The sequence below is a fragment of the Micromonospora sp. NPDC007230 genome (assembly GCF_042869115.1).
In the GTDB taxonomy this organism is placed as follows: Bacteria; Actinomycetota; Actinomycetes; order Mycobacteriales; family Micromonosporaceae; genus Micromonospora.
Genome location: NZ_JBIAFE010000038.1, coordinates 1 through 24221 on the forward strand (window position 1 = coordinate 1; position 24221 = coordinate 24221).

Here is a 24221-nt window from a genome sequence, read left to right on the forward strand (position 1 = left end):
AACACACCACCGGTGAAAGCCAGACCAGCAACACCAAGAACACTCTTACGCAGCATCGAGTTCATGATCAAAGCTCCATTCGGGGGTTGGCGCACCACAGCCCGATGGGGGTCGGACAGCATGCGCAAGCACCGTCAGGCGCTCAAACAAGGGGGGAAAGTCTTCGACCAGCGGCTCGCGGGGCGGGTTCGCCTCTTCGCGGCGCCGGGACCATATCCAACGACCGGCGGCCCGCCATCATTCCGGGCCCGGCCACCCCATCTCACGGGGGTGTGCCTACCTCGGCCGTGCAGCCATGTTCAACGAAACCCGGCCGCCCATCATTCCGGTCCCGGGATGCCGCCGACCACACCCACAAACCGGACATCGCCCACCACAACAGCTCACCAAGTGGGCGCGAAACGCCCTTGATCCACTCCATGTCGCGGAAACGGCGGTAACCGACACGCGCCTACACCGCCACATCCCCGACAGGGAGTCGATCACGGGCGGGCCAGGACGGGAGGCCACACTTTCGGCGCAACCGGCGGCCGAGCCGGTGCCCCGCCGAGGCGCGGACCGTGCGCAGGTACACATGCCGTACCCGGGGTGCGAACCGCGCACGCCGGACAGCCGGACGGTGCCGGACCACGACGCGAGGTGTGCCGGACGGTCAGGCTTGATCCCTGCGCTGGTCACGGTGGGCAGCCGGGCACGGCGGGACACGCACGCCGCAACCAAGCACAGCGCAGACGAAACCGGCCGGCCCAGAAGGGCCGGCCGGTTCACGAGGTGCAGGAAGTCACCAGACCTGCTGGACGATGTCCGCCGCCTGCTCCTCCCACTGCGCGTACGCGTACGGGAAGGCGGACACCTGCACGGTCTGCGCGGCGGCGGTCAGCGGCAGGTCCTGCCAGTCGCCGACGTTCTTCAGCGCGCCGAAGAACGCCTTGGACGCGTAGTCCGGGTCGGTGATCTGTTCGGGCGTACCCCAACCGGACGACGGGCGCTGCTGGAACAGGCCCTCCGAGTCGTGGTCGTTGTACGTGCCCAGGTGGCCGAGGTTGTACAGCTTCGACTCCTGGAGGGAGGTCGCGACGCCGATCACGGCGCCCCGCTCCCCCACGCCGGTCTCCTTGGCCGCCTTGACGATGGCCTTGGCGTTGGAGACCTGCTCGTCGTTGAGCGGGATGCGCGACTGGGCGCCCTCGACGCCGTGCGGGATGAGTTCGTCCCGGCTGGGCCGGTCGGCCTTGGTGGGAACCTTGTCGCTGGCGGTGGTGAGACCGGACTCGACCGTGTTGCCGGTGGCCAGGTCGATGGCGGCGACGGCGCCGGCGTGCGGGCCGGTGGTGACCGGCGCGGCGAAGGCGCTGGGGCCGACGGCCAGCCCGCCCAGGACGGCCACACCGGCGATGCTCAGCGCGGCCTTGCGGCGCGGGTTCTTGGCGATGTCGGGAAGCGATCGGGTGACGAGCTCGGCCTTGTCCTGCGCGGTCTTCGCGAGGGCGGGCAGCCGGCGGGTGACGAGCTCGTCCTGCGCGGTCTTCGCGAGGCCGGGGAGCCGGCGGGCGACGAGTTCGGCCTTACCTTGCGCGGTTTTGGCGATGGCGGGGAGCCATCGAGTGAAGTGCTGCTTCACGATGGTTGCCCTTTCGATCGTTACGACGCGCTCCGGGGTGAGCGAGCCTCGGGGGAAGTACTGACCGGTACGGGTTTACGTTCCGGCCGTACGGGGGACACAACCAGCTTGACGTGTCCGTCATTCCGGATATGCCGGAGTGGCCGCTGGCGGCGGTCCAGGTCACATGGGGTGCTGGACGGGCTGACCGAGTCGCACCGGAACGGGACGAAGACCCCAAAGGGCCGACAGCGCTCAGGCGGCCGTCGGGGTACCGAACCGGACGAGGACGTGCCAGAGCTGCTTGAGGTGCTGGAGGGTGACCTCGATCGGCCCCCGGTCGGCCCAACGGTCCGGTTCCCGCACCACCGAGGCGGCGGCCCGGCCGATCAGGGCGGCGTCGACAGGCTCCCCCGGGCGGGCGAACTCGGCGTGCACCCGCGCGGCCAGCGGCGGGATCGCCGGACCCCGGAACTCGGCGTCGATGCCGTCGACCGGCAGTTCGAAGCCGGCGTGCCAGCGCATCGGAAAGCCGTGCCGCCCGGCGATGCCGGCGAGGATGCGCCCCACCTCGGTGCCCCGGAACGACGGGTCGACCACCAGGGCCTCGACGTCGCGGGCCAGGCCCAGCTCCCCGTGGATCTGGGCCTCGATGTAGTCGTCCAGGGCACGCCCGGCCACGCCGGACCGCCGCGCCCTGCGGCGCAGCAGCGCACCCAGCAGGGTGCTGGTGTCCATACCGGCCACGCCGAGGCAGACGCCGGTACCGGCAGTGGCCGACAGCAGCGCCGCGAGCACCGGCTCGAAGATGTCGAGCGTGCCGAAATCCGTCGGCTGCGTGTGGCTGTCACCGAAGCTGAAGGTGGCTCTGGCGAGGGCCTCCGGGCGCAGCCGCAGGTGGCAGGAGCCGAACCGGGGGCAGGCGCCGTCGGCGTGGTCCAGCAGGTTCAGGCCGCCGTACTTCGGGCGTTCCGCGGGGAGCACACCGGGCCGCTGGTACGCCCCGCCGAAGAGCACCTCCTCCCAGCGGTCCCGGTCCCCGCCGGGGAACGCGGTGAGACCGCCGTTGGAGATGCCGGTTTCGAACTGGCTGCGGTAGACGCCCTCCTGGTCGAGCGCCTCGGCCACCGCGCGGCCGTCGGGCAGCAGCCGGTCCGGGTGGAAGTTCAGCGTCAACCGCCCGTGTGCGGCCACCGCCGCGATGACCTCCTCGGTCCGGTACGCGGTGTCCGCGCTGGCGAGCGGACCGGCGATGGCGCCCAGCGCCGCCGGCCGGTCCCGCAGCGCCACCTCGCGGACGTGCCGCAGGGCGGCGGCCTGCGCCGGGGTGAGCAGGGGTGTGGTGGCGGGATCGGGCACGGCCGCGATTATGGCGACTGGAAACGCCGACCGCAGGCGGATTTCGGCCGTCAGGCGTCGGTGCCGAACCCGTCCCGGCTGCTGCGTTCCGCCGGGCCGAGCAGTTCCTGGAAGATGGTGAGGTGCAGGCCGGCGGGTCCGTCGAGGCGGGCGTTGAGCGACTGCCACGGGGTGACCGTCGGCGGGGCGACCTCCGTGGCGCCGGCGGCGACCAGGCGCTCGGTCACCGCGCGGCTGTCGTCCACTTCGAACGCCACCCGTAGCCGGGGCGCGACCTGCCTACCGACCTCCACCTCGTCGATCATCCGCTTCTGCGCGGGGTTGGCCAGCTCCAGGGTGGCCCGGCCGGCTTCCAGGATCACCACCCGGGCACCGTCACCGCCCGAGTACGCCGCCTGCTCGGGCAGACCCAGGGCCTCCCGGAAGAACGCGACCGCGGCGTCGTAGTCGTCGGCCTCGACGACGAGGCGCAACTGGCGGACGGTCGGTGGTCGGTCGTTTCCCGCTGCGGTCATGGCAGCCGATCATAGTCGTCCGGACGCGCCCCGCCCGGTGCCGAAAGGGCGAACCGCTTGGCCATGCCCTCGAATTCGGCGTCGACCCGCGGACTCGGTCGACGTGTGGCGGGGTCCGACACGGCCGGACGAGGCCCCCGCGTCACGCTGGCGGGTCTTCTTCAAAGTTGCTCAAACGCGCCAGCCTCGCTACAGCCCGTAACCTACGATCGCCACCGTCGTTAAACACGCTCGGCGAGATGCCGGTGTCGAGGAGCGTGCCGTCGTCGCCGCATCTCACACCCACCAAGCCCGCCGCGGCTCGACCCGCCGCCGCCTCCCGTTCGACCCACCGCCGGCACCCGCACTGGCAGCGCCACCTCACCGTGGCCCAGCGGCAGCTCGGTGACCTGGCTGGCGCGGGACGCCGGCGGTGGCGGCCGACAGCCCATGCCGGGGCGAACGCTGCTTCGACTGCGGCAATCCCTTCCCCCGGCGGCCGCCCATCCGGAGAGTGCCACCACGACGCCGGCACCGGATCGCGATGCGGCCAGGTGGCCTCGCCACACTGCGCCTGATTACGCGTAGTGCAGCCGCCCGACGCTTGATAGTTGCCATCGACAACCCACCGCAGGTGCTGGCTCCCCAGGGCAGACATCGAAGCAGGACTATTTGGTATAGCAAAGGTTGTGACAAGTCGACACAGCGCTCAGCCCCCTGCTGGAAGCGCGCCCAGCAACCATTAAGGAGGCTTCAACGAGCTGTTGCCAGATGAAGAATTGGAACCGTGAATCATCATTTTCACGGCCAGGGAGCCATGTCGTCGCGCTGGGTCACCCACGGGGCCAACTCGACGTCACGGAGAGTAGTCACGTCGTCGCCGTAGATGTTGCACCCGCCAGCAGCCCACCGCTAGCATCGTCTCGGCACTAGGACAGTGGTGAACGCCAATTGCTCACGCCCATCGGATACGAACGGACAGGCTGGCCTGTGATGGGGGACGAGTCGGCCGCCTCCACCATTCACAATGGGAGCGAATTGCGCCGAGAGCCACTGCCTAGCCGTTTTCGGCAAGGGGGAGGCTTTGAAGGACCCGAGCATGAGGGCTGCCGAACGAGTCATTGAATACATGCAAGAGAATCTTGCAGATCAATTGACCGTTGACGACATGGCGAAGGCAGCCCTGTTCAGCAAGTTCCACTTTTCCCGCATCTTCCAGCGAGCCACCGGAGTCTCGCCGGGGCGGTTCCTCTCCGCCCTGCGACTGCAGCAGGCCAAGCGCCTGCTGATGTCCACCTCGCTCAGTGTCGCGGACGTCAGCCTGAGCGTCGGCTACTCCAGCGTCGGGACGTTCAGTTCGCGGTTCACCCGCAGCGTCGGACTGTCACCCACCACGTTCCGGCGCCTGGGGGGATTCACCACCCACGTCCCCATCGCCGACGGGCACGCGGTCGCCGACCGGCCGGGCGGGACGGTACGCGGGCGGATCACCGGAGTTCCGGGGATGCCCGCAAACCGGGTCTTCGTGGGGATGTTTCCGCAGCGAATTCCCGAGGGCCGGCCCGTGCAGTGCCGCATTCTCGACACCCCGGGACAGTTCACCCTCGACCCGGTACCCGTCGGGGCGTGGCACCTGCTGGCCCACTCGGTCGGACCGGACGAGGAGAAGGTGCCGGCGGCGGACGCCACCTGGGTCGGCAGCATCGGACCCCTGCTGATCACCCGGCACAGCTCCCTGGAGGTGGACCTCTCGCTCCAGCCGATGCGGATCGTCGACCCGCCCGTACTGCTCGCGCTGCTGGACGCCCGGCAATCGGCCCTGCGGCGGGAGCGGGCGCGACGGCGGACGATCGGCGCGCGCCACGGCTAGTGCGGCCGCGGCACGGCCCCCGCACCGGTGTCGGTGCGGGGGCGCGTCGGCCGCCGCCTCAGCGGACCGGATGGACGTGCATCGGCAGGCCACCCCGGACCCGCAACGACAGCATCGGCTCGGGTACGGCCCGGTGACCGGGCACCTTGGTCAGCCGCAGTTCGCGGGAGATCAGGGCCAGCACGAAGACCGCCTCGAGCATGCCCAGGTGGTTGCCCACGCAGAACCGGGGGCCGGCGCCGAACGGGAGGTAGGCGTAGCGCGGTCGGTCATGCCGGTGCGCCGGGTCGAACCGGCCCGGGTCGAACCGCTCGGGTTGCGCCCAGAAGGCCGGGTGCCGGTGCAACGTGTAGGGGCAGATCAGCACGTCCGCACCGGCCCGTACGTCGTAGCCGGCCACCGTGTCCGGGCCCTGCGCCTTGCGGGACAGCATCCACACCGGCGGGAAGAGGCGCATCACCTCCTCCACCACCATGGTGGTGTAGCGCAACCGGGGCAGGTCCTCGTATGTCGGCAGGCGGTCGCCCAGGACCTCGACCGCCTCGGCGTGCAGCCCCTCCCGCACCTCGGGGTGCTCGTCGACCAGGTGCAGCGACCAGCCCAGTGTGCTGGCCGTCGTCTCGTGCCCGGCCAGCAGCAACGTGATCAGCTCGTCCCGCATCCGCTGCCGGCCGACCCGGGGGTCGCGCTCCTCCCGGGTGGACTGGATGAGCCGGGACAGGGCGTCGTCACCGGCGACGCTCTCCCCGTCCCGGGCGATCCGGTCGGCCACCAGCCGGTCCACCACCCGTTGCAGGTTGCGCCGCGCCCGCCGGAACCGCACCTGCTTGGGCAGCGGCACCCACATCGGCACGGCGCTCATCGTGGCCAGCTCGAACATCGCCTGGTCCTGCATCGCCTCGAACGACCGGCCGACCGAGTGGTAGGCGCTCAGGTCGGTGTCGAGCAGGGTACGACCGAGCACGCCGAGCGTCAGGTCGGTCAGTCCTTCGATCACGTCCACCGGCTGTCCGAGCGCGGTGGCGCGCAGCCGGTCCACGAACCGGGCCCCCTCCTCGGCGACCACCCCGGCCTGCTGCGCGATCCGCTTGGCCTGGAAAACCGGCTGGATCGCCCGCCGCTGCTTGCGCCACAGGTCGCCCTCGCTGGTCAGCAGCCCGTCGCCGAGCGCCCGCCGGGCGTGCACCAGGCCGATGCCCTTGTGGTAGTTCCGGCTGTTGTCGGCCAGCACGTGCTTGGCGTGGTCCGGATGGTTGAAGAAGTAGAACGGCTTCGGCTCGGGGGCGAGTCGCACGGCGTCGCCGAACGTACGGGCTGCCGAGGTCATCAGCCCCAGCCGGTCGAAGCCGAACTTCCACAGTGTCGGCAGCAGGGCGACGCCGGCGGGGCCCGGTGGCACGGCCCGGCTCCTGGTGACGGTCACCGCCCGACCTCGCTGTGCTCCGCGCCGACCTGACGGAACCGGCCGCGGAAGAAGAGCACCGGTTCCTCCTCCCGCTGCCGTTCCACCGACAGCAGCCGACCGATGAAAATCGTGTGGTCGCCGCCGTCGTACGCCCGCGACAGCGTGCACTCGAAGCGGGCCAGGGCGCCCTCGATCAGTGGCGCCCCGGTCGCCCGGCCGGGCACCCAGTCGACGGCGTCGAACTGGGCCCGGCCGAGCGGTCGCCACTTGTCGGCGAAGTGGCGGGCGATCTTCTCCTGGTCGGCGGCCAGCACCGACACCCCGAACGTGCCGGCGGCCTGCAGGGCCTCGTGCATGACCGCCCGCCGCTCCACGCAGACCAGCACCAGGGGCGGGTCCAGGGAGACCGACGTGAACGAGTTGGCGGTCATGCCGTGCGGAGCCGGGCCGCCGACGGTCACCACGGTGACCCCGGTGGCGAAGGTACCGAAGGCTCCCCGTAGCTGTTTGGTATCGGTGACCTGCCCGGACGGTTGGTGGTCGACGCTCACGTTGGTCCCCTCCTCGCGGTCCCTGTCGGGTCAGGCCCGGGCCAGGGCCCGGTACGGTTCCAGCGCCCGGATCAGCGGCTCGGGCACGCGGGTGGGCACGGTGCGGGTGTTCGGCCCGCGCATGCACGCCACCCGTTGCCGTCCCCGGGCGATCAGGGTCTCGCCGCCGCCCGGGTCCAGGCGTACGTAGTCGAAGCTGAACTCGACCTGCGTCTGCGCCAGGTCCACCAGCCGCATCCGGATCGACAGTTCGTCGAACGCGGTGATCTCGGCGAAGAACTCGCAGTCGACCTTCAGGGTGAACAGCTTGAGGTCGCCCTGCAGATCGGCCAGCACCTCGGGGGCGTTGCGCTTGAGGAACATCTCCCGGCACCGTCCCTGCCAGCGCAGGTAGTTCACGTAGTAGACGTTGCCGACGATGTTGGTCTCCTCGAATCCCACGACGTGCGGGTACTCGAAGTAGTCGCTCACCGGTGCTCCCCCTTGCCGGTCAGGATCGCGAAGACCACCGGCTCGGCGCGGTCGCGCAGCCGGGTCGAAAGGGTCGCCACCGCCACGGTGCCGGCGGTGAGCACCACCCAGCCGTCCCGCCTCGGCGGGGTCAGGGTCAACGGGGCGCCCGGCAGGCCCGCCTTCTGCAGGCACTCGACGGCGGTCCAGACCCGGCTCGCGGCGACCTCGACGCTCTCGCCGGCCTCCCGGGCGATCAGCTCCACCAGGTCGTCGTACGAGCCGAGCAGATCCCGCCAGGCCTGCCGGTCCCGCGGCCGGACCTCCTCCACGTCGCAGGCCAGCGGCCCGGCCCCGGCCACCGCGAGCGTCACGCCGGCGCCGTGCGCGGCGGAGACGGCCTGGTCACCGTCGATCTCGGGTGCCCCGTCCGGCCGGTACCGGACCTGGACCGGGGCGCCGACGGCCCGACCGACGGCCACCGCGGTGCGGGCCCGCCGCCCGGCCACCCCGTCGGCCTCCGTCGGACCGTCCGGCTCCACCGCGACCGCCACCGCGGCACCGACCAGGTCGCCGATGGTGCGTTCCAGGTAGGAGCCGAGCAGCGGCGCCACCCAGGGACCAGCCCCGCCCTTCTTGCGTACGGCGTGCAGGCGCAGGCCCGCCCAGCGTTCGACCACCTCGCCGCTGTCGTCCCGGACGGCGATGTCGTAGACGTAGGTGTCGCCGTCCCGGCTGCGCTCGGTGGCGCAGTAGCGCAGTTCCCGATCCGCGGCGAGCCGGGGACCGCCGGGGTGGATCCGTTCGATGCCCGCCGGAAGCAACGTCCCGTCGGGCACGCAGACCTGGTTGCCGTGCATCAACGCGTCCCGCATCCCGGGGTCGCCGAGCAGCAGGTCGCCGGGGAGGAACCCGGCGAACCAGTCGGTCCCGCCGACCACGGCCACGTCCACGTCGACGTGCCGGGCCGCCGCCCGGTGGTAGCGGCGCAGCCGCTGGAACCGGCCGCCCTGGAACAGCGTGTCGCCGTAGAGGTCACGCTGCGGGTCGAGCGGCACCTCCGGCAGCCCCGCGCCGACCTGGTCGGGCGGCCCGGCCGGCGTCGGGTCGGTGGAGAAGACCAGCCGGGCCCGGAAGTGCTCGGCGGCGAAGCCGGTCTCCGCGCTGCGGATGGCCACCTCCACGGTGTCGTCGTCGGTGACGACCGCAGCGATCCGGATCGTGGTGGCACCGTCCGGCGGCACGACGATCGGCCGGCTGAACTCGGCCTGCTCGATGCGGGGCACGGTGCGGCGGCCGGTGAGGGCGGTCGCCACCTGGGCCATCGCCTCCATCCCGAACACCGCCGGGAAGAGCAGGTTGCCGTCCAGCAGGTGGTCGGCGAGGTAGAGGTCGGATCCGGCGCTGAGCGTGGTCTCGCAGACCAGCTCCACCCCGTGGTAGTGGACCAGCGGCTTGTCGACGAACCGGAGCAGCGGCAGCTCGGGCAGGTCGTAGCGGACCGTGTCGATGCCCTGGGTCCGACCGCTGACCACCACCACCGGCGGCACATCCGGGTCGGCGACCAGGCGCCGCATCAGCGCCACGCCCTGCTCGGGTGAGATCGGGGTGACGCCCTCGCGGGCCAGGCTCTCCACCACGGACAGCCGCTCCCCCATGCCCACGCCCGACCAGACCGACCACTCCAGGCAGAGGGCGCGGCACCGCGGGTGCCGGCGGCCGAACTCGGTGGTCAGGTCGGCCAGCCACTCGTTGGCGGTGGCGTAGTGCGCCTCGCCGCGTAGGCCGGCGCGGCCGATGATGCTGCCGAAGGTGACCAGCAGGCGCAGCCGGTCCGGGTCGACCGCGTCGAGCACGGCCCGCAGCCCGCCGACCTTCGGCGCGAAGGTACGCCGTACCGCCGCCATGTCCAGGCCGGTCAGCGCGGCCGGCTCGTTGCGGCCGGCGCCGTGCAGCACCGCGGTGACCGGTCCGAGCGCCCCGGTCACCTCGGCCACGGCCCGGCGGACCTGCTCGGCGTCGGTGACGTCGGCGCGGGCGTAATGGACGGCGACGCCGCTGTCAGCCATCCGGCGCAGGTTGGTCGCCAACTCGTCGTCCTCGGCCGGGTCGGACCGGCCCAGCACGGCCAGCCGCGCCCCGGCGTCGGCGGCCAGCGCGAGCGCGCACTCCGCCGTGATGCCCTTGCCGCCGCCGGTGACCAGCAGCACGTCGTCGGCGCCCAGCGGCTGTTCGGTCCGGCCGGCCCGGACCGGCAGGGCACGCAGGACGGGCACCCGGCGTACGCCGGTCTCGTCGTAGTGGACCTCGGCGTAGTCCGCCGTCGCGGCGACCTCGTCGAGCACCCGGTCGACCATCTCGCCGGCCTGCGGGGCGTCCACGACCGTCACCCGCAGCTGCGGCGCCTCCAGCCGCAGCGTCCGGGCCAACCCGGCCGCTCCGGCCCCGTGCTGCAGCAGGACGAACCGGGTGTCCGGGCCGGCCGCCAGCGCGGCGCGGGCGCCGAGCAGCGCCAGCTCCAACTGCTCCTCGGCACAGTCGGGCGGCAGACAGACCAGTACGCCCGAGCCGACCCCACGCTGCTGCAACGCCTGGCGCAGCCGCGCCGCGAGCGGGTGGTCGTCAGAGGCGAACACCTGCCAGCGCCCGTCACTCTCCTCGGCGCGCACCGCCGGCAGCGCTGCCACGTCCAGGTCGACGCGGAACGCCCTCGCCCAGGGGGCCGCGCCGGTCACCACCGGCGCGGCTCCGGTCTCGCCGGGCCGGGCGGTCGCCGCCAGTTCCTCCAGCGCCTCGGCCAGCTCGCGGACGGTGGCGGTGGCGAAGTTGGTCGGCGTGGCCGAGGCGGCGATCCCGCGCTGCTGGGCCGCCTGGTTGACCACCTGCCCCACGGTGATGGAGCTGAGGTGCAGGTCGTCGAGGAGCCGGCTGTCGCCGTGCACCATCTCGACCGGCAGCTCGGCCCGCTCGGCGGCGAGCCGGCGGAGCAGGTCCAGGCTGGACTCGCCCTCGCGGGCCGGCTCGACCACCCCGGTCGGCCGCGCCTCGGCGGGCCGGGCGACCTGCCGGACGGTCACCTCGGGGGCCTGTTCGCAGGGGCTGCCGAAGAAGGTGAACGTCTGCCCCACCGCCAGCGGTCGCACCAGCCGGCCGTGGAACAGCCCGCTGTGCACCTCCGGCGCACCCACGACGTATGCGGCCGCGACCACCCGCAGCAGCCCGCCGAGGGACTCGTCGTCGGTGTCCAGGGCCACCGCGGGAATCTCGGTCGCCGCGGCCGCCAGACCGGTGAGCACGTGCCCGGGCCCGACCTCCACGAACAGGTCGATGTCCTTGGCCGCGACCGTCACCGCCTGCTGGAACAGCACGGCGTCGGTGATCTGGCGGTGCAGCAGCGCCGGGATGTCGGTGTCGGGGCCGAGCACCTCACCGGTCACGGTGGAGACCACCGGGCGGCCGACCGGACCGAAGTCCTCGGCGGCGAGCCGCTCGGCGAAGGCCGCGGCGGCGGGGGCCACCAGCGGCGAGTGGAAGGCGTGCGACACGTTGAGCCGGGTCGCGCCGAGGCCCGCCTGGCGGGCCGTGTCGCAGAACTCCTCCACCGCCTGGACCGGGCCGGCCACCACCGTCTGCTCCGGGCCGTTGTAGCCGGCGACGACCAGTTCGGTGCCGTCGATCATCCGGGTCACCGTCTCGGCCGAGGCGGCGATGCCGGCCATGGTGCCGGAGGCGCTGTGCTCGGCCATGGTGCCGCCGCGTACGCCGGCGACCCGCAGCAGGGTCTCCGCGTCCATGGCACCGGCCCAGTGCAGGGCGGAGAGCTCACCGAGGCTGTGCCCGACCGCCACGGCGGCCTCCAGCCCGAGGTCGGTGAGGGCGGTGAGACCGGCCATCGAGCCGGTGACGATCCGCGGCTGGGCGACCGCGGTGGCCACCATGTCACCCGAGGTGGGCAGGGCCGCCCGCCGGTACACCTCGTCGACCTCCGGGAACCGCCGGCGCAGGGCGCCGCCGCTGGTGCCCCGGCCGGAGCCCTGACCAGGGAAGAGGTAGCCGATCCGGGCGGTGCCGGTGGCGTGGTTGAGGAAGCAGCGCCCGTCCGGGGAGAACAGCCGCGCCTCCCCGGCGTCCAGCGCCTCGGCGATCCGCTGGAGCTGCCGCTCGGCCTCCTCGGGCGAGGAGACGACCACGGCGGCCCGGTACGGCAGGTCGCGCAGCTCGCCGTGCAGGGTGGCGGCCAGGTCCGCGAGCTGCGCGTACGACACGTGCGGCACGAACTCGAGCAGCTTGGCCACCCGCTCGCGCAGGTCCGCCACGGACAGCGCGTCCAGCAGCAGCAGCTCCGCGTCCTGGCGGGACGAGGCGAGGCTGCGGGTCCGGCTGTCCAGGGTGGAACGGCGGCGCGTCTGACGCTTCTCCAGCACCACGTGGGTGTTGATGCCGCCGAAGCCCATCGCCGTGATGCCGGCGCGGACCGGCACGCCGGTGGGCCAGCGCTCCGCCTTCGGCAGCACCCGCAGCGCCGCGTCGTCGCTGGTGAGCAGCTCGTGCGGGTCCACGCAGCCGATCGCCGGCGGCAGCACCTCGTGGTGCACGGCCATGGCGGCCTTGATCAGCCCGGCGACGCCGGCCGCCGCCTTGGTGTGGCCGATCATGCCCTTGATCGAGCTGATCGCGGCCGGGGCGGCGGCGGAGTCGGCGGCCTGCCGGGCGGTGGACAGCGCCCGCAGCTCGGTGGCGTCGCCGACCGCGGTGCCGGTGCCGTGCCCCTCGAAGAGGCCGACCGTCTCGATGCCGAAGCCGGCCCGCTCGTACGCCCGGCGCAGCGCCAACTGGTAGCCGTTGACCTCCGGGCGGGTGATGCCGCCCTTGCCGTCGGAGGAGATGCCCCAACCGGCGATCGTGGCGTAGATCCGGTGCCCGGCCTCCAGCGCCTCCCGCTCGCGCATCAGCACGACCATGCCGCACCCCTCGCCGGGCCAGAACCCGTTGGAGTTGCGGTCGTACACCCGCATCTCGTTGCGGGCGAGCGCGCCGGTCTTGGCGAACCCGACGATCTCGAACGGGTCGATGGACAGGTCCACCCCACCGGCCACGGCGACGTCGACCTCGCCGTCGAGCAGCGTCTTGCAGGCGGTCGCCACGGACAGCAGGGAGGACGAGCAGGCGCCGTCCACGGTGTAGCCGCCGCCCTTGAGGTCGAAGTGGTTGCAGATCCGCCCCGCGATGGTGTTGGAGAGGCCGCCGGCGAGGGTGTCCTCGTCGATCTCCGGGAACGGCGACTTGTAGCGGGTCTCGAAGTCGGCGAGGAACTCGGCGAGCTGGTCGTCGTTCCAGTCCTGCTCCTTGAGCGCGGCGGCGACCATCCGCCGGACGTACGGCCAGCGCAGCCGCAGCTGGTTGGCCCGGGAGAACTCACCGGTGAGGCTGTTGCCGACGATGACGCAGGTCCGGTCCCGCGGCAGCCCCTCGGCCATCGGGAAGCCCGCGTCGGCGAGGGCCGTGGCCGCGACGTCCAGCGCCAGCCAGTGGGTCAGGTCGGTCGAGCGGAACGTGCTGCCGGCGACCTTGTAGGCGACCCGGTCGAACTCGTACCCCTCGATCACCGCGGCGTTGCGGGCGTAGAACCGGTCCGGGGTGGCCGGGTCGGCGTCCCAGTAGTCGTCCAGCCGCATCCGCACGTCGGGCAGGCGGCGGAACGCCCGGCGCCCGGCGATCGCGTTCTCCCACAGTTCCCTCGGTGAAGTGGCGTCCGGGTAGCGACACGCCATACCCACCATCGCGATCCTGCTCATGCCAGCACCTCGCTGCTGCACTGATGATTCGCTCGCTGACGCTCGCTCATGCCAGCACCTCGCTTCGCTCGGCGCCGGCATGAGGCACCACGGCGCTGCACTGATTGATTCGCTCGCTGACGCTCGCTCATGCCAGCACCTCGCTTCGAGTGCCGTTGACGTTTGCCGCCGGCGCGGGCGAGACCGGCGCGTCGCGCAGGGCGGCCGGCGGCGTGTCGGCCCGCTCGCGGGCCTTGTTCACGAAGTGCAGCGACCAGTGGAAGATGCCCCGGCCGAGGCACACCAGCGCGGTCGCGAAGAAGATGCCGTACGCGATCCCCGCGCCGGTGAGGAAGGCGTACACGATCGCCACGCTGGCGCCGAAGAGGAACTGGGGCCAGGGCTTCGACGGGCTGGTGCCCGGGTCGGTGACCATGTAGTTGGTGAAGAGGACGAACGCGGTGCCGGTCATCATCGCCAGCGCGCCGGGGATGGAGGTGTCCAGGATCAGGCCCCGGACGACGGCCTGGAGCGCGAAGACGAGCACCCAGCCGAGGATCAGCCACATCCGCCCGGTGAGCTTCCCGTTGATCATGGTGCCGCCGACGATGATCAGGGCGGGCAGCGCCCAGTCCAGCGGCCCCGAGATGTGCTCGGTGAAGTGGTACGGCGGGGCGATGCTGGCCCACGGGAAGACCAGCAGGATCACGGCGATGCCGAAGTTCGACGGGTTCATGTAGTGCCGCATCCGCCCGCGTACCGGTGCCTGGAGCACCCACTTGGCGCCGATGGCGACGCAGACCCCGAAGATCAGCGCGATGATCTGGTCGTTGACGTAGATCAGCATGTTCATCGCGAGGCTGGTGATGTGGGCCGGGTAGAGGAACTCGACGAGCCCGCGGAAGCCGTTGCCGGTGAACCGGGGGCGGCGTCCTTCGGCGCGGGCGCCGATCACCTCGAGCACGATCTCCAGGGAGTAGCCGGTGGCCAGGGCCACGAACGGCCAGACGAAGGGCTGCTCGAATCCCAGCAGGGTGTAGCCGACGATGTTGAACACCGTGATCGAGATGGCGAAGTTGCGCAGAGCCTTGATGACCTTCGGGTCATGACGAGGCGCGCCGATCGTGGTCGCGGCCATCAACGTCACCTTTCCTGAGCCTGGGAGCCGAGCTGGATGTCGTGCCAGCCCGGGGACAACTGGAGCTTCTGTTCGTGGGTCCGGCCGTCCCGGTCGCGCCAGTTCAGCTGCACGCCGACCGGGCCGGAGACGTCCTTGCCGAGGCCGATGTGCGCCTCGTTGCTGCGCTTGCCGGAGTGCCCGCTGCCGCCGTCCACCCGGGTGATGAAGGTGCGGCCGTCGGAGGTGGTGACGGTCACCTGGGCGCCCACGGCGGGAGATCCGGAGACCGGCCGGCCGGCGCTGGTCTGGCCGGCGTCCGCCGCCGGTTCGTGGGTCAGGCGCAGCCCGAGGAACGCCCCGACGGACGGGCTGTCGTTGTGGTAGAACACCGGCTCGTCCCACTGTCGGGCGACGGCGAAGTCCAACCGGCCGTCGCCGTCGGCGTCGCCGGTGGCGATGCCCCGGGTCGGCACGGGGATCGCCAGGCCGAGCTCGCCGGCCAGGTCGACGTACCGGCCGTCGCGTCCCTTGGCGAAGAAGTGCAGCCGCTGGCTGCCGCCGATGTCGTCACCGGACTTGACGTGCGGCCACCACAGCGGGTTGTCCAACAGGTCGTCGTTGGCCGTGGCCAGCTCCTGCAGCTGCGGCCAGCGGTTGACGTCGCCCTTGACGAAGCCGGTCGCCTGCGCCACCACGAGCTGTCCGCTGTTGTTGAAGTCGGCCATCTTGACGTCCCAGCCCCAGCCGGACCAGGCCAGCCCGAGCGGCGCGCTGCGGTCGTCGAACGGGGCCCGGCCGGCGGTCAACTGCCGGCGCAGGTCCTCCCGGTCCTTGGCCGAGCCGATGAACGCGAAGTGGCTCTCCTCGATGCCGAACGAGGTGGTGATGTTGCTGACGAACATGTCGTACAGTCCGTCGCCGTCGAGGTCGCCGTAGTCGATGCCCATGCCCTTGAACGAGTCGAGCCCGATCCGCTTGGACTTGGGCACCACGGCGCTGCTGCGCGCGCTCTGGACCAGCTCGAAGGCGATTTTGCCGGGGACCGAACGGTTGTGCAGGAGCCGATCCGGGCCGAAGTCGTGTGCGACGTACAGTTCCGGCAGCAGGTCGCCGTCGAGGTCGTTGGCCCCGGCGGCCAGCGCCCAGCCCTTCGACACGTCCCGGGGCAGGACGTTGTCGACCTTCTGGAAGGTGGCGGTGGGGCGGGGCCCGGCGGTCGCGCCGGTCCAGCGGAAGAAGTAGTCCTCGCCGCCGTTGAGGCCGTTGGACATGGAGTGGTTCATCTCGACGCCGCCGAAGACGGTGTCGTCGAGCACCGGGCCGTGCGGGAAGTAGTTGGCGACGAAGATGTCCACGTGGCCGTCACCGTCGAAGTCGTCGACGGCGATCGCGTTGGTGTTCCACTGCGGCTCGGTGTACTCGGTGGTCGACCCGGGCACCAGCTCGGTCGGCTGGTAGGCGTCCATCGACAGCGTCCGGGCGTCGGAGCGGGCGAGGTAGAGGATCGGCGTCCGGCCCCAGAAGTAGACGAGGAGGTCCATCCGGCCGTCCTCGTTGAAGTCGCCCGGGACGCAGCCCATCGGCGCCATCGCCTTCTTCATCGGCAGCGGCTCCGGCCGCAATGCGAACGGGGCGTAGCGGTCGCTGCGGGTGCCCGGCGTCGGGGTGACCGTCACCTGGTCGGTACGCGGGTCGGTCACGCACAGGTCGTTGGCCAGCCCGTCGCCGTCCAGGTCGTTCATGGCGATGGCCGAGCCGACCGAGGAGATCCAGGCGTCGATGTTGCGGTACCGCTGGTTGACCTTCCGGATGCTCTGCTGGGGGAACCCGCCCGGCAGTGCGATGGCCGTGGGGGTGAAGGCGAAGCCGTCCGCCAGCTGCTCCCGCTCCGCCGCCGACGCGCTGGGCAGGCGGGACGCGAAGAACAGGCTCACCACGAGGATGAGGGCGACGACCCCGGCAAGGTGCCGACGAAGCCAGCCGACTGTCATGGACATGTGTCAGTTCCTCCCGATGGCCACGAGGTCGTTGGCGACACGCTGTCGCCAGAGTTCGTACGCCGGTAGCTGGTCGCCGTCCGGTCCCTCCGGACGGCGCTGGTCGGTCAGCGCGGACGCTTCCGCGGGCGTCATGCCGCACAGGACGGCGGTGCCGGTGGTCACGTGGGGCACGACCAGGCCGGCCCGGACCCGCGCGGCGGCCGCGAAGGCGCTGCCCTGGGCCACCTGCGGGCGGTAGCGGCCGGCGCGGCGCAGGAAGGACCGCAGCTCGTCCTCGTCGGCCCCGCCGGCGTAGGTGGCGGCCAGGCCGGCACCGCTCCACAGATCCGCCCGCCGGTGCTCGGGGAAACCGTCGATGGTGTCGGCCACCCGGTCCGCCGCGGTGCCGCAGACGAACCACAGGGCCCGGCCGATGCCCTGGTCGATGGCCCGGTTCACGTAGGACCGTGGCCCGCCGGCGGGCCAACCGAACGCGGGTTCCTGGTAGTGGGCCCGGACGTACCGATCGGTCTTGAAGTACGCCTGGTGGAATCCGTAGCCGTCGAGAGCCAGCCAGCGCAGCAGCGGGTCCGGCAGCGCCAGCCGGCGGAACCGGAAGCGCGGGACTCGCGCCATGGCCCAGCCGATCCCGACGTACGCCATGTAGACGTGTTTGTCGGCGGCGCCGGCGAGGAAGCGCGACACGTTTGTCGACCTGCCGAAGGGCAGGGCGTCGAGAACGGCGAAGCCCATCGTCGCGCCCTCGTAGGCGAACCCTCGAAAACGATTGGGAATACCTTCCAACCGGCTGACGGCGTCGTCGTGTCTTGCCGCCTCGACGGCGAATGCGTAACCGGCGAGAAAGGTTTGACCGATGGTTTCCAGCAATTCCCGGGAAGCCCGGTTCTTCACATGGAATCCACGCACGTCAAGCCTGGTCTCGGAGACGTTCGGCGTGAGAATTCGGCGCCGGAGCGCGCGCGTGTGACTGGTCAAAGCGCCCCCAGGGGATATCACCAACGGTCATTCCGACGGGTCTGAATGGATTTTGCCAGCCGCCCGGCGGAACTTCTTCTTCTAGGATGCGAAGGGCCGCCGGCAGCACGAATCAACAATTTTGCGGGTGGCTTGATCGCAATTTCATGACCAATCGACGAGTCAGCGCACCGGCCCGGCCGACCGCAGGTCCCGGCAGCGCTGCCGGATCCGCTGCCGCCACGTCTCGTACGGTGGCACGTCGCCGCTGCCGCGCAGGTCGTCCGCCACGTCGTCGGCGAGGACCGCCGCGTCCCGTACTGACATGCCGGCCAGCACCTCGGTGGCGGCCTCCGAGTGCCCCGGGACGGTGCCGCTGAACGCCCGGGCCTTCGCGGCGAAGACCGCGCCCAGGGCGAGCTCGGGCCACTCTTTCCCGGCCGCCTCGCGGAGCCGGACCAACTCCTCCCGACCGCACCCGCCGGCGAAGACGGCGGCGAGCCCCACCCCGCTCCACAGGTCCGGGCGGCGGTCGACGGCGAAGCGACGCACCGCGGTGTCCACCTCCGCCGGCCGGGCGGAGTGGACGAACCAGAGCGCCCGGCCGATGCCCTGGTCGACCGCACGCGGGAAGTAGCCGGCGAACCCCTGCCAGGGATAGGACTTCGGGCGCTCCTGTGCGTCCACGATCCGCCCGGTGTCGAAGTACGCCCGGTCGAAGCCGTACCCGTCCACCGCCAGCCAGCTCATCGTCGGGTGGTACGGCATGCCGGGCAGGTCCGGCAGGACGGTCCGCCACAGCGGGCGCGGCAGCCGGGCCATCGCGAAGCCGATGCCGATGTAGGCGAGGAAGATGTGCGGCCGCCCCGGGCCGAGCAGCAGTTCCCGGGTACGCGTGCCGCGCCCACCGCGCATCGCGTCCAGGACGGTGCAGGCCATCGTGGCCCCTTCGTAGGCGAAGCCCCGCATGGCCGGCTCGACCAGCTCCAGCCGGCGCTCCAGCTCCCACTGGTCACGCGCGTCGATCCCCCACTCGAAGCCGCAGACGACGGACTGCGGCACGGCCTCCAGCCAGTGGGTGGCGGCGAGGTGCGGGCCGGGGAAGCCCCGGCGGGCGAAGCCCACGTTCGCCAGCGACGGCGCCAGCACGAGGCGGCGTAGGGCACCCAGAACGGTCGACATGGTTCCTCCAGCGGGTGTGGGTGGTCTGGGGCGGGTGCCTCAGAAGCTCGGGGCGGCAGGGCGCGGCGGAGGGTTCGTTGGTGGCCTGCCGGGAGCGGTCGCACCGGACCGGTCAGCCCCCGGCGGGCCCCGACTCGGCCGGCACGTAGCGGGCACCGATCCGGCGGGCGACGGCGTAGCTGGCCCAGGCGGCCGCCTCGACCAGGCGCCGGTCGTCGGGGTCGTGGCGCCGGAAGTCCTCCACCACGCTCTCGTCCACCTGATGGGAGGCGAGAGCGGTGAGCAGGGCCAGCCGCGCGGCGGCCCGCTCCGCTGCGGGCAGCCCGGCGACCAGGTCTTCGCACCACTGCCGGCTCAGCCCGGTCTCCTCGCCCCGCCAGTCCGCCAGCCGGCTGTGCACCAGCGCCCGGACCTCGGGCGACAGCGCCCGCTCGCCGGCCGCCTCCAGCGCCGCGTACGCCCGGGAAACCGCCTCGGCCACCACGTGGTTCCCGGCGGCCCAGCCGGCGTCCACCGGCAGCGCGGCGGGCGGCAGCAGCGACAGCGACCGGCCCGGCGGGAACGCGCCGCGCAGGGTGGGGCTGAGCAGGTGACTGATGCCCTGCTTGGCCCGTCGGCGGGCGGCCGGCGACAACCGCGGCGGCAGCAGGAAGCTGGCGAGGAAGACGTTGACCATCCGGGTCAGGTAGTGGAAGGCGACCATCACCCCCACCAGCTCGGGACGCTCGGCCTCGGTGAACACGGCTGGCGACGGCATCGGCGCATCCAGCAGGTGCGCCTCGCGAGCCCAGCCGGCCAGCCGCCGGAGGCGCTCGTCGCGCACGTCGTCCAGCCGGTCGGTGGCGATCGCCTCCGCGTCGTCGGGGCCGGCCAGGCCGTACATGTTGGTGCTGTGCATGTCCAGGCAGTACGGGCAGATGTTCGCCACCGACACGGCGGAGGCCACCGCCTCCTTCGCCGACCGGTCCACCGCGCCGCCGGTGGTCAGCGGCTCCCGCATCAGCATCCAGTACGCGGCGGTGGCCGGCGGCGACGGCGAGTGCAGCAGCACCGGTGGGACCACCAGGCGCATCTCCCCCGCCACCTGCTCGTACACCTCGGCGACGATGCCCTTGGCGGACTCCTGCGGGACCGGCTTGACGTACTTGACCTGACGCTGGACGACCGATGAAACGACCCGGCTGGCGAGCACTCCGCCTCCATGGTTGCGCTGACGTGGGCCGGGACCGGAGTCCGACTCGTCCCGGCCCCGGCCGGACGGTGTCCCGGCAGGGCCGGAGCGGAAGTCCGATCCCCTCCGGCAGGCCGGTCGTGGTCGGCTCCGTCGGGCCCCCGACCGGCGGTCACCGCCCCGGAACGGCGGGACTGGTGCCAGAATGACCGACCGCACCGAGGTGGCAGAACTCCGAGAGTGCGAACCTGAGCCGCCGCGGCGGGCCCGCGGCGCGACCCGTGCCGACCCGGCACACCGGCTCACCGCTCGGCGGGCTGGCCCGGGGTCCGACTCCCGGTGGCCGGGCCGGCGCCGGCCCACATCCAGGTGCCGATCCGGCGGGCCGCGGTGAGGCTGGCCCAGGAGGTCGCCGCGATCAGCCCTCGGTCGTCCAGGCCGGCCCCGCGCGCGTCCTCGATCACCGATGCGTCCACCTGATAGGAGGCGAGGGCCGCGAGCAGAGCCAACCGCGCGACCGGCCGCTGCGCCGTCGGCAGGTCGGCGACGGCCGCCCCGGTCCAGGACCGGCTCGGGCCGAGCGGCCGACCGTCCCACCGGCTCACCTCGGCCACCACCCGGTCCCGCACCTGCGGGGCGAGCGCCCGGGCGCCGGCGGCCTCGATGGCCGCGCCGGCGCGGGCGAAGGCGTCCGCCACGGGGGCGGATCCCCGCGCCCAGTCGAGGTCCGCCGGGAGGGCGGCCACCGGCAGTTGACCCCGCGCGGTACCGGCGGCGCGGGCCGTCCGGCCGGTGTGCCGCATGACGGTACGCAGCAGCCGGCGCAACGCCGACTGCACGGCGACCGGCGCCGCCGCCGGCAGCGGTGAGTCGTCCAGGAAGATGTTCACCATGCGGTTGATGTAGTGGAAGGTCACCGCGACGCCGATCACCTCCGGCGCCTGCGCCGGCCCGAACGGGGGCGCGGGGCGGTCGGACGGCTCACGGACCCCGCTGTGCCGGGCCCAGGTCGCCATCCGGCGCATTTCGGGGTCGGTGACGAGGTCGACCCGGTCCCGCGCGACCGCCGTGGCGTCCGGGCCGCCGGCCAGGGCGTCCAGGGTCGTGCCGTGCACCTCCACGCAGTACGGACACCGGTTGGCGACGGAGACGGCTGCCGCCACCGCCTCCTTGACCCCCCGGTCCACCCGTCCGGTGGCGACCAGGGTCTCGCGCAGCATCGCCCAGCAGGCCGCGAGCGCGTCCGGCTCGGGCGAGTGGAGCACCACCGGCGGTGCGAGTACGCCGAAGTCCCGCTCGACCTGGTCGTAGAGCGCGGCCACCGGCGGCGGGGCCGCCGCCGGTGGCACCGGTGTCACGTTCCGGATCTCCACTATCGACCGGCGTACGGCCGTCCTGAGCAACCAGCCTCGCACAGTCCACTCCCTCGTCCCGGACGGCGCCGCCCGGCGGTCCGTCATCATCGGTCGATGTCGACGCGGTCACTAAGATGACCGGATGTACAACCGGATCTACACAGGCCAGACCTGTTCGATCGCCCGTTCTCTCGACGTGGTCGGCGAGCGGTGGAGCCTGCTGATCGTCCGGGAGGCGCTGCTCGGCGCGACCCGCTTCGACGTGTTCCTGCGTAACCTCGGGATCGCCCGCAACGTGCTGGCCGACCGGCTCGGCACCCTGGTGGACGGGGGCGTGCTGCAGCGGGTGCCCTACCAGGAACGCCCGTTGCGGCACGAGTACCACCTCACCGACCGCGGCCTGGAGCTGGTGCCCGTGATCCTGGCCCTGATGCAGTGGGGGGACCGGCATTTCGCGGGCCCGGCCGGCGCGCCCCGGATCGCCGAGCACGACGGCTGCGGGGGCGCGGCCCAGGCCGTGATGCACTGCGTCGAGTGCGAGCGGCCACTCACCCCCGCGGAGGTGACCACCCGTCCCAACCCGGATCATGTCCCGCCCCGGTGACGCCGGTCCGGCGCGGCGGCCCGGGCGACGGCGCGCCACCCGCTCAGTTCGCGGTGCGGCCGGCCACCAGGGGCAGGACCCCGCGCCGACCCGCGGTGCCGCCGTCCGGCGACGGAGCGCCGTAGCGGACCTGCACGCCCCGCTCCTGGGCGGCCCGCACGATGCCCGGCACCGCGCGTTCGGCGAGCGCCGCGATGGTCATGGCCGGATTGACGGTGAGGGCGCCCGGCACGGCGGATCCGTCGGTCACGAAGATGCCCGGGTGGTCGCGCAGCTCGTGCCGGTCGTCCAGGGCGGAGGTGGCCGGGTCGTCCCCGATTCGGCAGGAGGCCAGCGGGTGCACGGTATAGGCGCCCACCACCTCGTTGGTCCACGGCATCACCCGAGACAGCCCGTCGCGTTCGAGGATGTCCCGCGCCGCCGCGTCCGACTCGGCCCAGCCGCGCAGCGTGTTGGGCGTCGGCCGGTAGCGCAGCGCCCCCCGGCCGAGCATCTGCTGGGACAGCCGCTGCGAGTTGCCGGACTCCGGGGGCGGCCCGAACACCCCCTCGTTGTCGTCCTCGCTCATCGTGAAGATGGTCAGCCAGGACCGCCAGCGGCGGAGCAGTTCCTTCTTCTCCGCGCCGAACCAGGTCGGGCCAACGGCGTCCGGCACCTGGGCGAGGATGGTGCCGAAGCCCGGCGGGAAGTACAGCTGCTCCAGCGAGAAGCGGCTGTACTCGGGCAGTGCCCCGTCCAACTTGTCCCAGCTGGCCACGCACGGCCCCTTGCCGATCTGGTAGCCCTCGTACGGCACGCCGTCGGCCCGGGACAGGCCGAGCACCTCGCGCACCCGGTCCTCGTCGAAGACGGCCGTGTTGAGCCGTTCCCCGTTGCCGGAGAAGTACCGGCCGACGGCCGACGGCATCGGCCCGAGGTGCGGCTCGGAACGTTGCAGGATCACCGGGGTGGCGCCCGCCCCGGCGGCGAGCACGACGACCCGGGCGTCGATCGCCCCGGCGCCGACCTCGACCCGGTAGTCGACCTCGTCCAGGACGCGGTAGTGCACCCGGTAGCCGCCGTCGTCGGTGCGGGCCAGGTACTGCACCTCGTGCATCGGCCGGATCTGCGCGCCGTGGGCCAGAGCGGCCGGGAGGTAGTTCAGCAGCAGGGACCGCTTCGCGTCGAAGCGGCACCCGGACATCATCCAGTTGCAGTTGGTGCAGCGCTCCCGGTCGATGGCGACCGGTACCGGGTTGGCGGTCCGGCCGGCGTGGGCGCAGGCCGCGCCGAACAGCCCGCCGGAGTACGGCACGTCGGTCCAGGTCTGCTGGCTGACCGGCAACGCCTCGGCGACCCGGTCGTACCAGGGGTCCAGGGTGTCCCGGGAGATGGCGGCGGGCCACATGCGACGGCCGATGCTGCCCTGCCGGTCGAAGACGAAGCGGGGCGCGCGGGGCATGGCGGCGAAGTAGACGACGCTGCCACCGCCGACGCAGTTGCCGCTGAGCACGCTCATCCCGTCGCCGATGACGAAGTCGAACACCCGGGTCGAGGACGAGCCGAACTTGAAGTCCTGGTCGAACTCCTCGCCCTGCAGCCACGGGCCGCGTTCCAGCACGACCACCCGGGCGCCGCCGGCGGCCAGGTGGTACGCGGTGATCGCGCCGCCGAAGCCGCTGCCGATCACGAGGACGTCGGTCTTCTCGGTAACCGTCATGCCGGGCTCCCTGAGGGGGTCGTGTCGGGGTGCGGTCGGGCGAGCACCCGGCCGTAGGAGTACTCCGGGAACCGCCAGATCCCGTCCCGGTCGGGTGGGTAGTAGCCGAGGGTGGCCAGACCGGGGTGGCCGGCGGCGAGCGCGTCGGTGGTGTGCAGGTGCGCGGCGGCGTCGAAGGCGATCGTGCTGAACATGGCCAGGCTCACCCAGGCCTCCCGCTCGGGGTGGTCCGCGCCGGTCAGCTCCTGCAACAACGCCACCCGGTCCGGGTAGGCGAGCGCCACGAACGGCGGTACGTCCGCGTCGGGCGTCAACCGGTGCTCCTCGGCGTACCGGCGGGCGTGGCCGTTGAGCGCCTCGGCCAGGCCGTCCAGGGCGGGGGCCATCCCGCCTTCCGGAGTGCGCAGCACGTCCACCGCGCCCGACGCGACCGCGCCGCCGCCGGCGGAAACCCCGGCGACGCTGCGATCGTCGGGCGAGCGCTTCTCGCCGGGCAGGATCGTGTCGGCGAACGCCTCCAACGTCATCGTCACTGCCGGGTCGGCATCAGGGGTAGTCGGTTGCACTGGCGTGTCTCCTGTCGTCGGTGAGGAGCACTGGTCGGGTGCCGGCAGCAGCGGGCGACCATCGCGG

The 24221-nt window shown here is 72.4% G+C and carries 17 protein-coding genes; 2 read left to right on the forward strand and 15 right to left on the reverse strand.

Going from position 1 to position 24221, the window contains the following annotated elements; genetic code table 11:
• Positions 1-781: 781 nt before the first annotated feature.
• From ACFYML_RS33550 to ACFYML_RS33560, 3 genes are all read right to left on the reverse strand, one after another.
• The gene (locus ACFYML_RS33550) at positions 782-1495 is read right to left on the reverse strand and encodes a hypothetical protein (RefSeq protein WP_387424496.1); all 714 of its coding nucleotides are present in this window, start codon (positions 1493-1495) and stop codon (positions 782-784) included.
• A gap of 360 nt (positions 1496-1855) precedes the next feature.
• Positions 1856-2959 (reverse strand): DUF3626 domain-containing protein, encoded by a 1104-nt coding sequence (locus tag ACFYML_RS33555; protein ID WP_387424457.1) that lies wholly within the window; start codon positions 2957-2959, stop codon positions 1856-1858.
• Positions 2960-3009: 50 nt separating this feature from the next.
• Entirely contained in the window at positions 3010-3474 is a 465-nt protein-coding gene (locus ACFYML_RS33560) for a VOC family protein (protein ID WP_387424458.1), read from the reverse strand.
• 1078 nt (positions 3475-4552) lie between these two features.
• Here ACFYML_RS33560 and ACFYML_RS33565 point away from each other — a divergent pair.
• A complete protein-coding gene (locus ACFYML_RS33565; RefSeq protein ID WP_387424459.1) occupies positions 4553-5323 on the forward strand; it encodes a helix-turn-helix domain-containing protein in 771 nt (256 codons plus the stop codon).
• 58 nt (positions 5324-5381) lie between these two features.
• Here ACFYML_RS33565 and ACFYML_RS33570 read toward each other — a convergent pair whose 3' ends face one another.
• The 10 genes from ACFYML_RS33570 to ACFYML_RS33615 form a co-directional block, all read right to left on the reverse strand.
• Positions 5382-6746: a cytochrome P450 gene (locus ACFYML_RS33570; protein WP_387424460.1), complete on the reverse strand. Its 1365-nt coding sequence runs from the start codon at positions 6744-6746 to the stop codon at positions 5382-5384.
• The gene (locus tag ACFYML_RS33575) at positions 6743-7279 is read right to left on the reverse strand and encodes a flavin reductase family protein (RefSeq protein WP_387424461.1); all 537 of its coding nucleotides are present in this window, start codon (positions 7277-7279) and stop codon (positions 6743-6745) included. Before ACFYML_RS33575 ends, ACFYML_RS33570 begins: the two co-directional genes overlap by 4 nt.
• Before the next feature lie 30 nt (positions 7280-7309).
• Positions 7310-7750: an acyl-CoA thioesterase gene (locus ACFYML_RS33580; protein ID WP_357445075.1), complete on the reverse strand. Its 441-nt coding sequence runs from the start codon at positions 7748-7750 to the stop codon at positions 7310-7312.
• Positions 7747-13524: an SDR family NAD(P)-dependent oxidoreductase gene (locus ACFYML_RS33585; protein ID WP_387424462.1), complete on the reverse strand. Its 5778-nt coding sequence runs from the start codon at positions 13522-13524 to the stop codon at positions 7747-7749. Before ACFYML_RS33585 ends, ACFYML_RS33580 begins: the two co-directional genes overlap by 4 nt.
• 127 nt (positions 13525-13651) lie before the next feature.
• Positions 13652-14641, reverse strand: coding sequence for an enediyne biosynthesis protein (locus ACFYML_RS33590; protein WP_387424463.1), 990 nt, complete (start codon positions 14639-14641; stop codon positions 13652-13654).
• A 5-nt stretch (positions 14642-14646) separates the two neighbouring features.
• Positions 14647-16620, reverse strand: coding sequence for a CRTAC1 family protein (locus ACFYML_RS33595; RefSeq protein WP_387424464.1), 1974 nt, complete (start codon positions 16618-16620; stop codon positions 14647-14649).
• Positions 16621-16623: 3 nt separating this feature from the next.
• A complete protein-coding gene (locus ACFYML_RS33600; protein ID WP_387424465.1) occupies positions 16624-17598 on the reverse strand; it encodes a DUF1702 family protein in 975 nt (324 codons plus the stop codon).
• Positions 17599-17760: 162 nt separating this feature from the next.
• Complete coding sequence (locus tag ACFYML_RS33605) at positions 17761-18759, reverse strand: DUF1702 family protein (protein ID WP_387424466.1); 999 nt, start codon at positions 18757-18759, stop codon at positions 17761-17763.
• 112 nt (positions 18760-18871) lie between these two features.
• Positions 18872-19951, reverse strand: coding sequence for a carboxymuconolactone decarboxylase family protein (locus ACFYML_RS33610; RefSeq protein ID WP_387424467.1), 1080 nt, complete (start codon positions 19949-19951; stop codon positions 18872-18874).
• Between the two features lie 281 nt (positions 19952-20232).
• Positions 20233-21303, reverse strand: coding sequence for a carboxymuconolactone decarboxylase family protein (locus tag ACFYML_RS33615; RefSeq protein ID WP_387424468.1), 1071 nt, complete (start codon positions 21301-21303; stop codon positions 20233-20235).
• Positions 21304-21427: 124 nt separating this feature from the next.
• On the opposite strand from ACFYML_RS33615, the gene ACFYML_RS33620 reads away from it, so the two are divergent.
• Entirely contained in the window at positions 21428-21889 is a 462-nt protein-coding gene (locus tag ACFYML_RS33620) for a winged helix-turn-helix transcriptional regulator (protein WP_387424469.1), read from the forward strand.
• A 43-nt stretch (positions 21890-21932) separates the two neighbouring features.
• Here ACFYML_RS33620 and ACFYML_RS33625 read toward each other — a convergent pair whose 3' ends face one another.
• Positions 21933-23588 carry an FAD-dependent oxidoreductase gene (locus ACFYML_RS33625; RefSeq protein ID WP_387424470.1) on the reverse strand — a complete coding sequence of 552 codons (1656 nt, stop codon included), beginning with the start codon at positions 23586-23588 and terminating at the stop codon, positions 21933-21935.
• Positions 23585-24115, reverse strand: coding sequence for a DUF5987 family protein (locus ACFYML_RS33630; protein WP_387424497.1), 531 nt, complete (start codon positions 24113-24115; stop codon positions 23585-23587). The genes ACFYML_RS33625 and ACFYML_RS33630 overlap by 4 nt, the downstream gene beginning before the upstream one ends.
• Positions 24116-24221 lie beyond the last annotated feature (106 nt).

Excerpts from the sequence above, each read along its gene's own strand:
- ACFYML_RS33585 (WP_387424462.1), bottom strand. The coding sequence starts at position 13,524 with ATGAGCAGGATCGCGATGGTGGGTATGGCGTGTCGCTACCCGGACGCC.
- ACFYML_RS33620 (WP_387424469.1), top strand. The coding sequence starts at position 21,428 with ATGTACAACCGGATCTACACAGGCCAGACCTGTTCGATCGCCCGTTCT.
- ACFYML_RS33625 (WP_387424470.1), bottom strand. The coding sequence starts at position 23,588 with ATGACGGTTACCGAGAAGACCGACGTCCTCGTGATCGGCAGCGGCTTC.
- ACFYML_RS33560 (WP_387424458.1), bottom strand. The coding sequence starts at position 3,474 with ATGACCGCAGCGGGAAACGACCGACCACCGACCGTCCGCCAGTTGCGC.
- ACFYML_RS33630 (WP_387424497.1), bottom strand. The coding sequence starts at position 24,115 with ATGACGTTGGAGGCGTTCGCCGACACGATCCTGCCCGGCGAGAAGCGC.
- ACFYML_RS33605 (WP_387424466.1), bottom strand. The coding sequence starts at position 18,759 with ATGTCGACCGTTCTGGGTGCCCTACGCCGCCTCGTGCTGGCGCCGTCG.
- ACFYML_RS33590 (WP_387424463.1), bottom strand. The coding sequence starts at position 14,641 with ATGGCCGCGACCACGATCGGCGCGCCTCGTCATGACCCGAAGGTCATC.
- ACFYML_RS33565 (WP_387424459.1), top strand. The coding sequence starts at position 4,553 with ATGAGGGCTGCCGAACGAGTCATTGAATACATGCAAGAGAATCTTGCA.
- ACFYML_RS33595 (WP_387424464.1), bottom strand. The coding sequence starts at position 16,620 with ATGTCCATGACAGTCGGCTGGCTTCGTCGGCACCTTGCCGGGGTCGTC.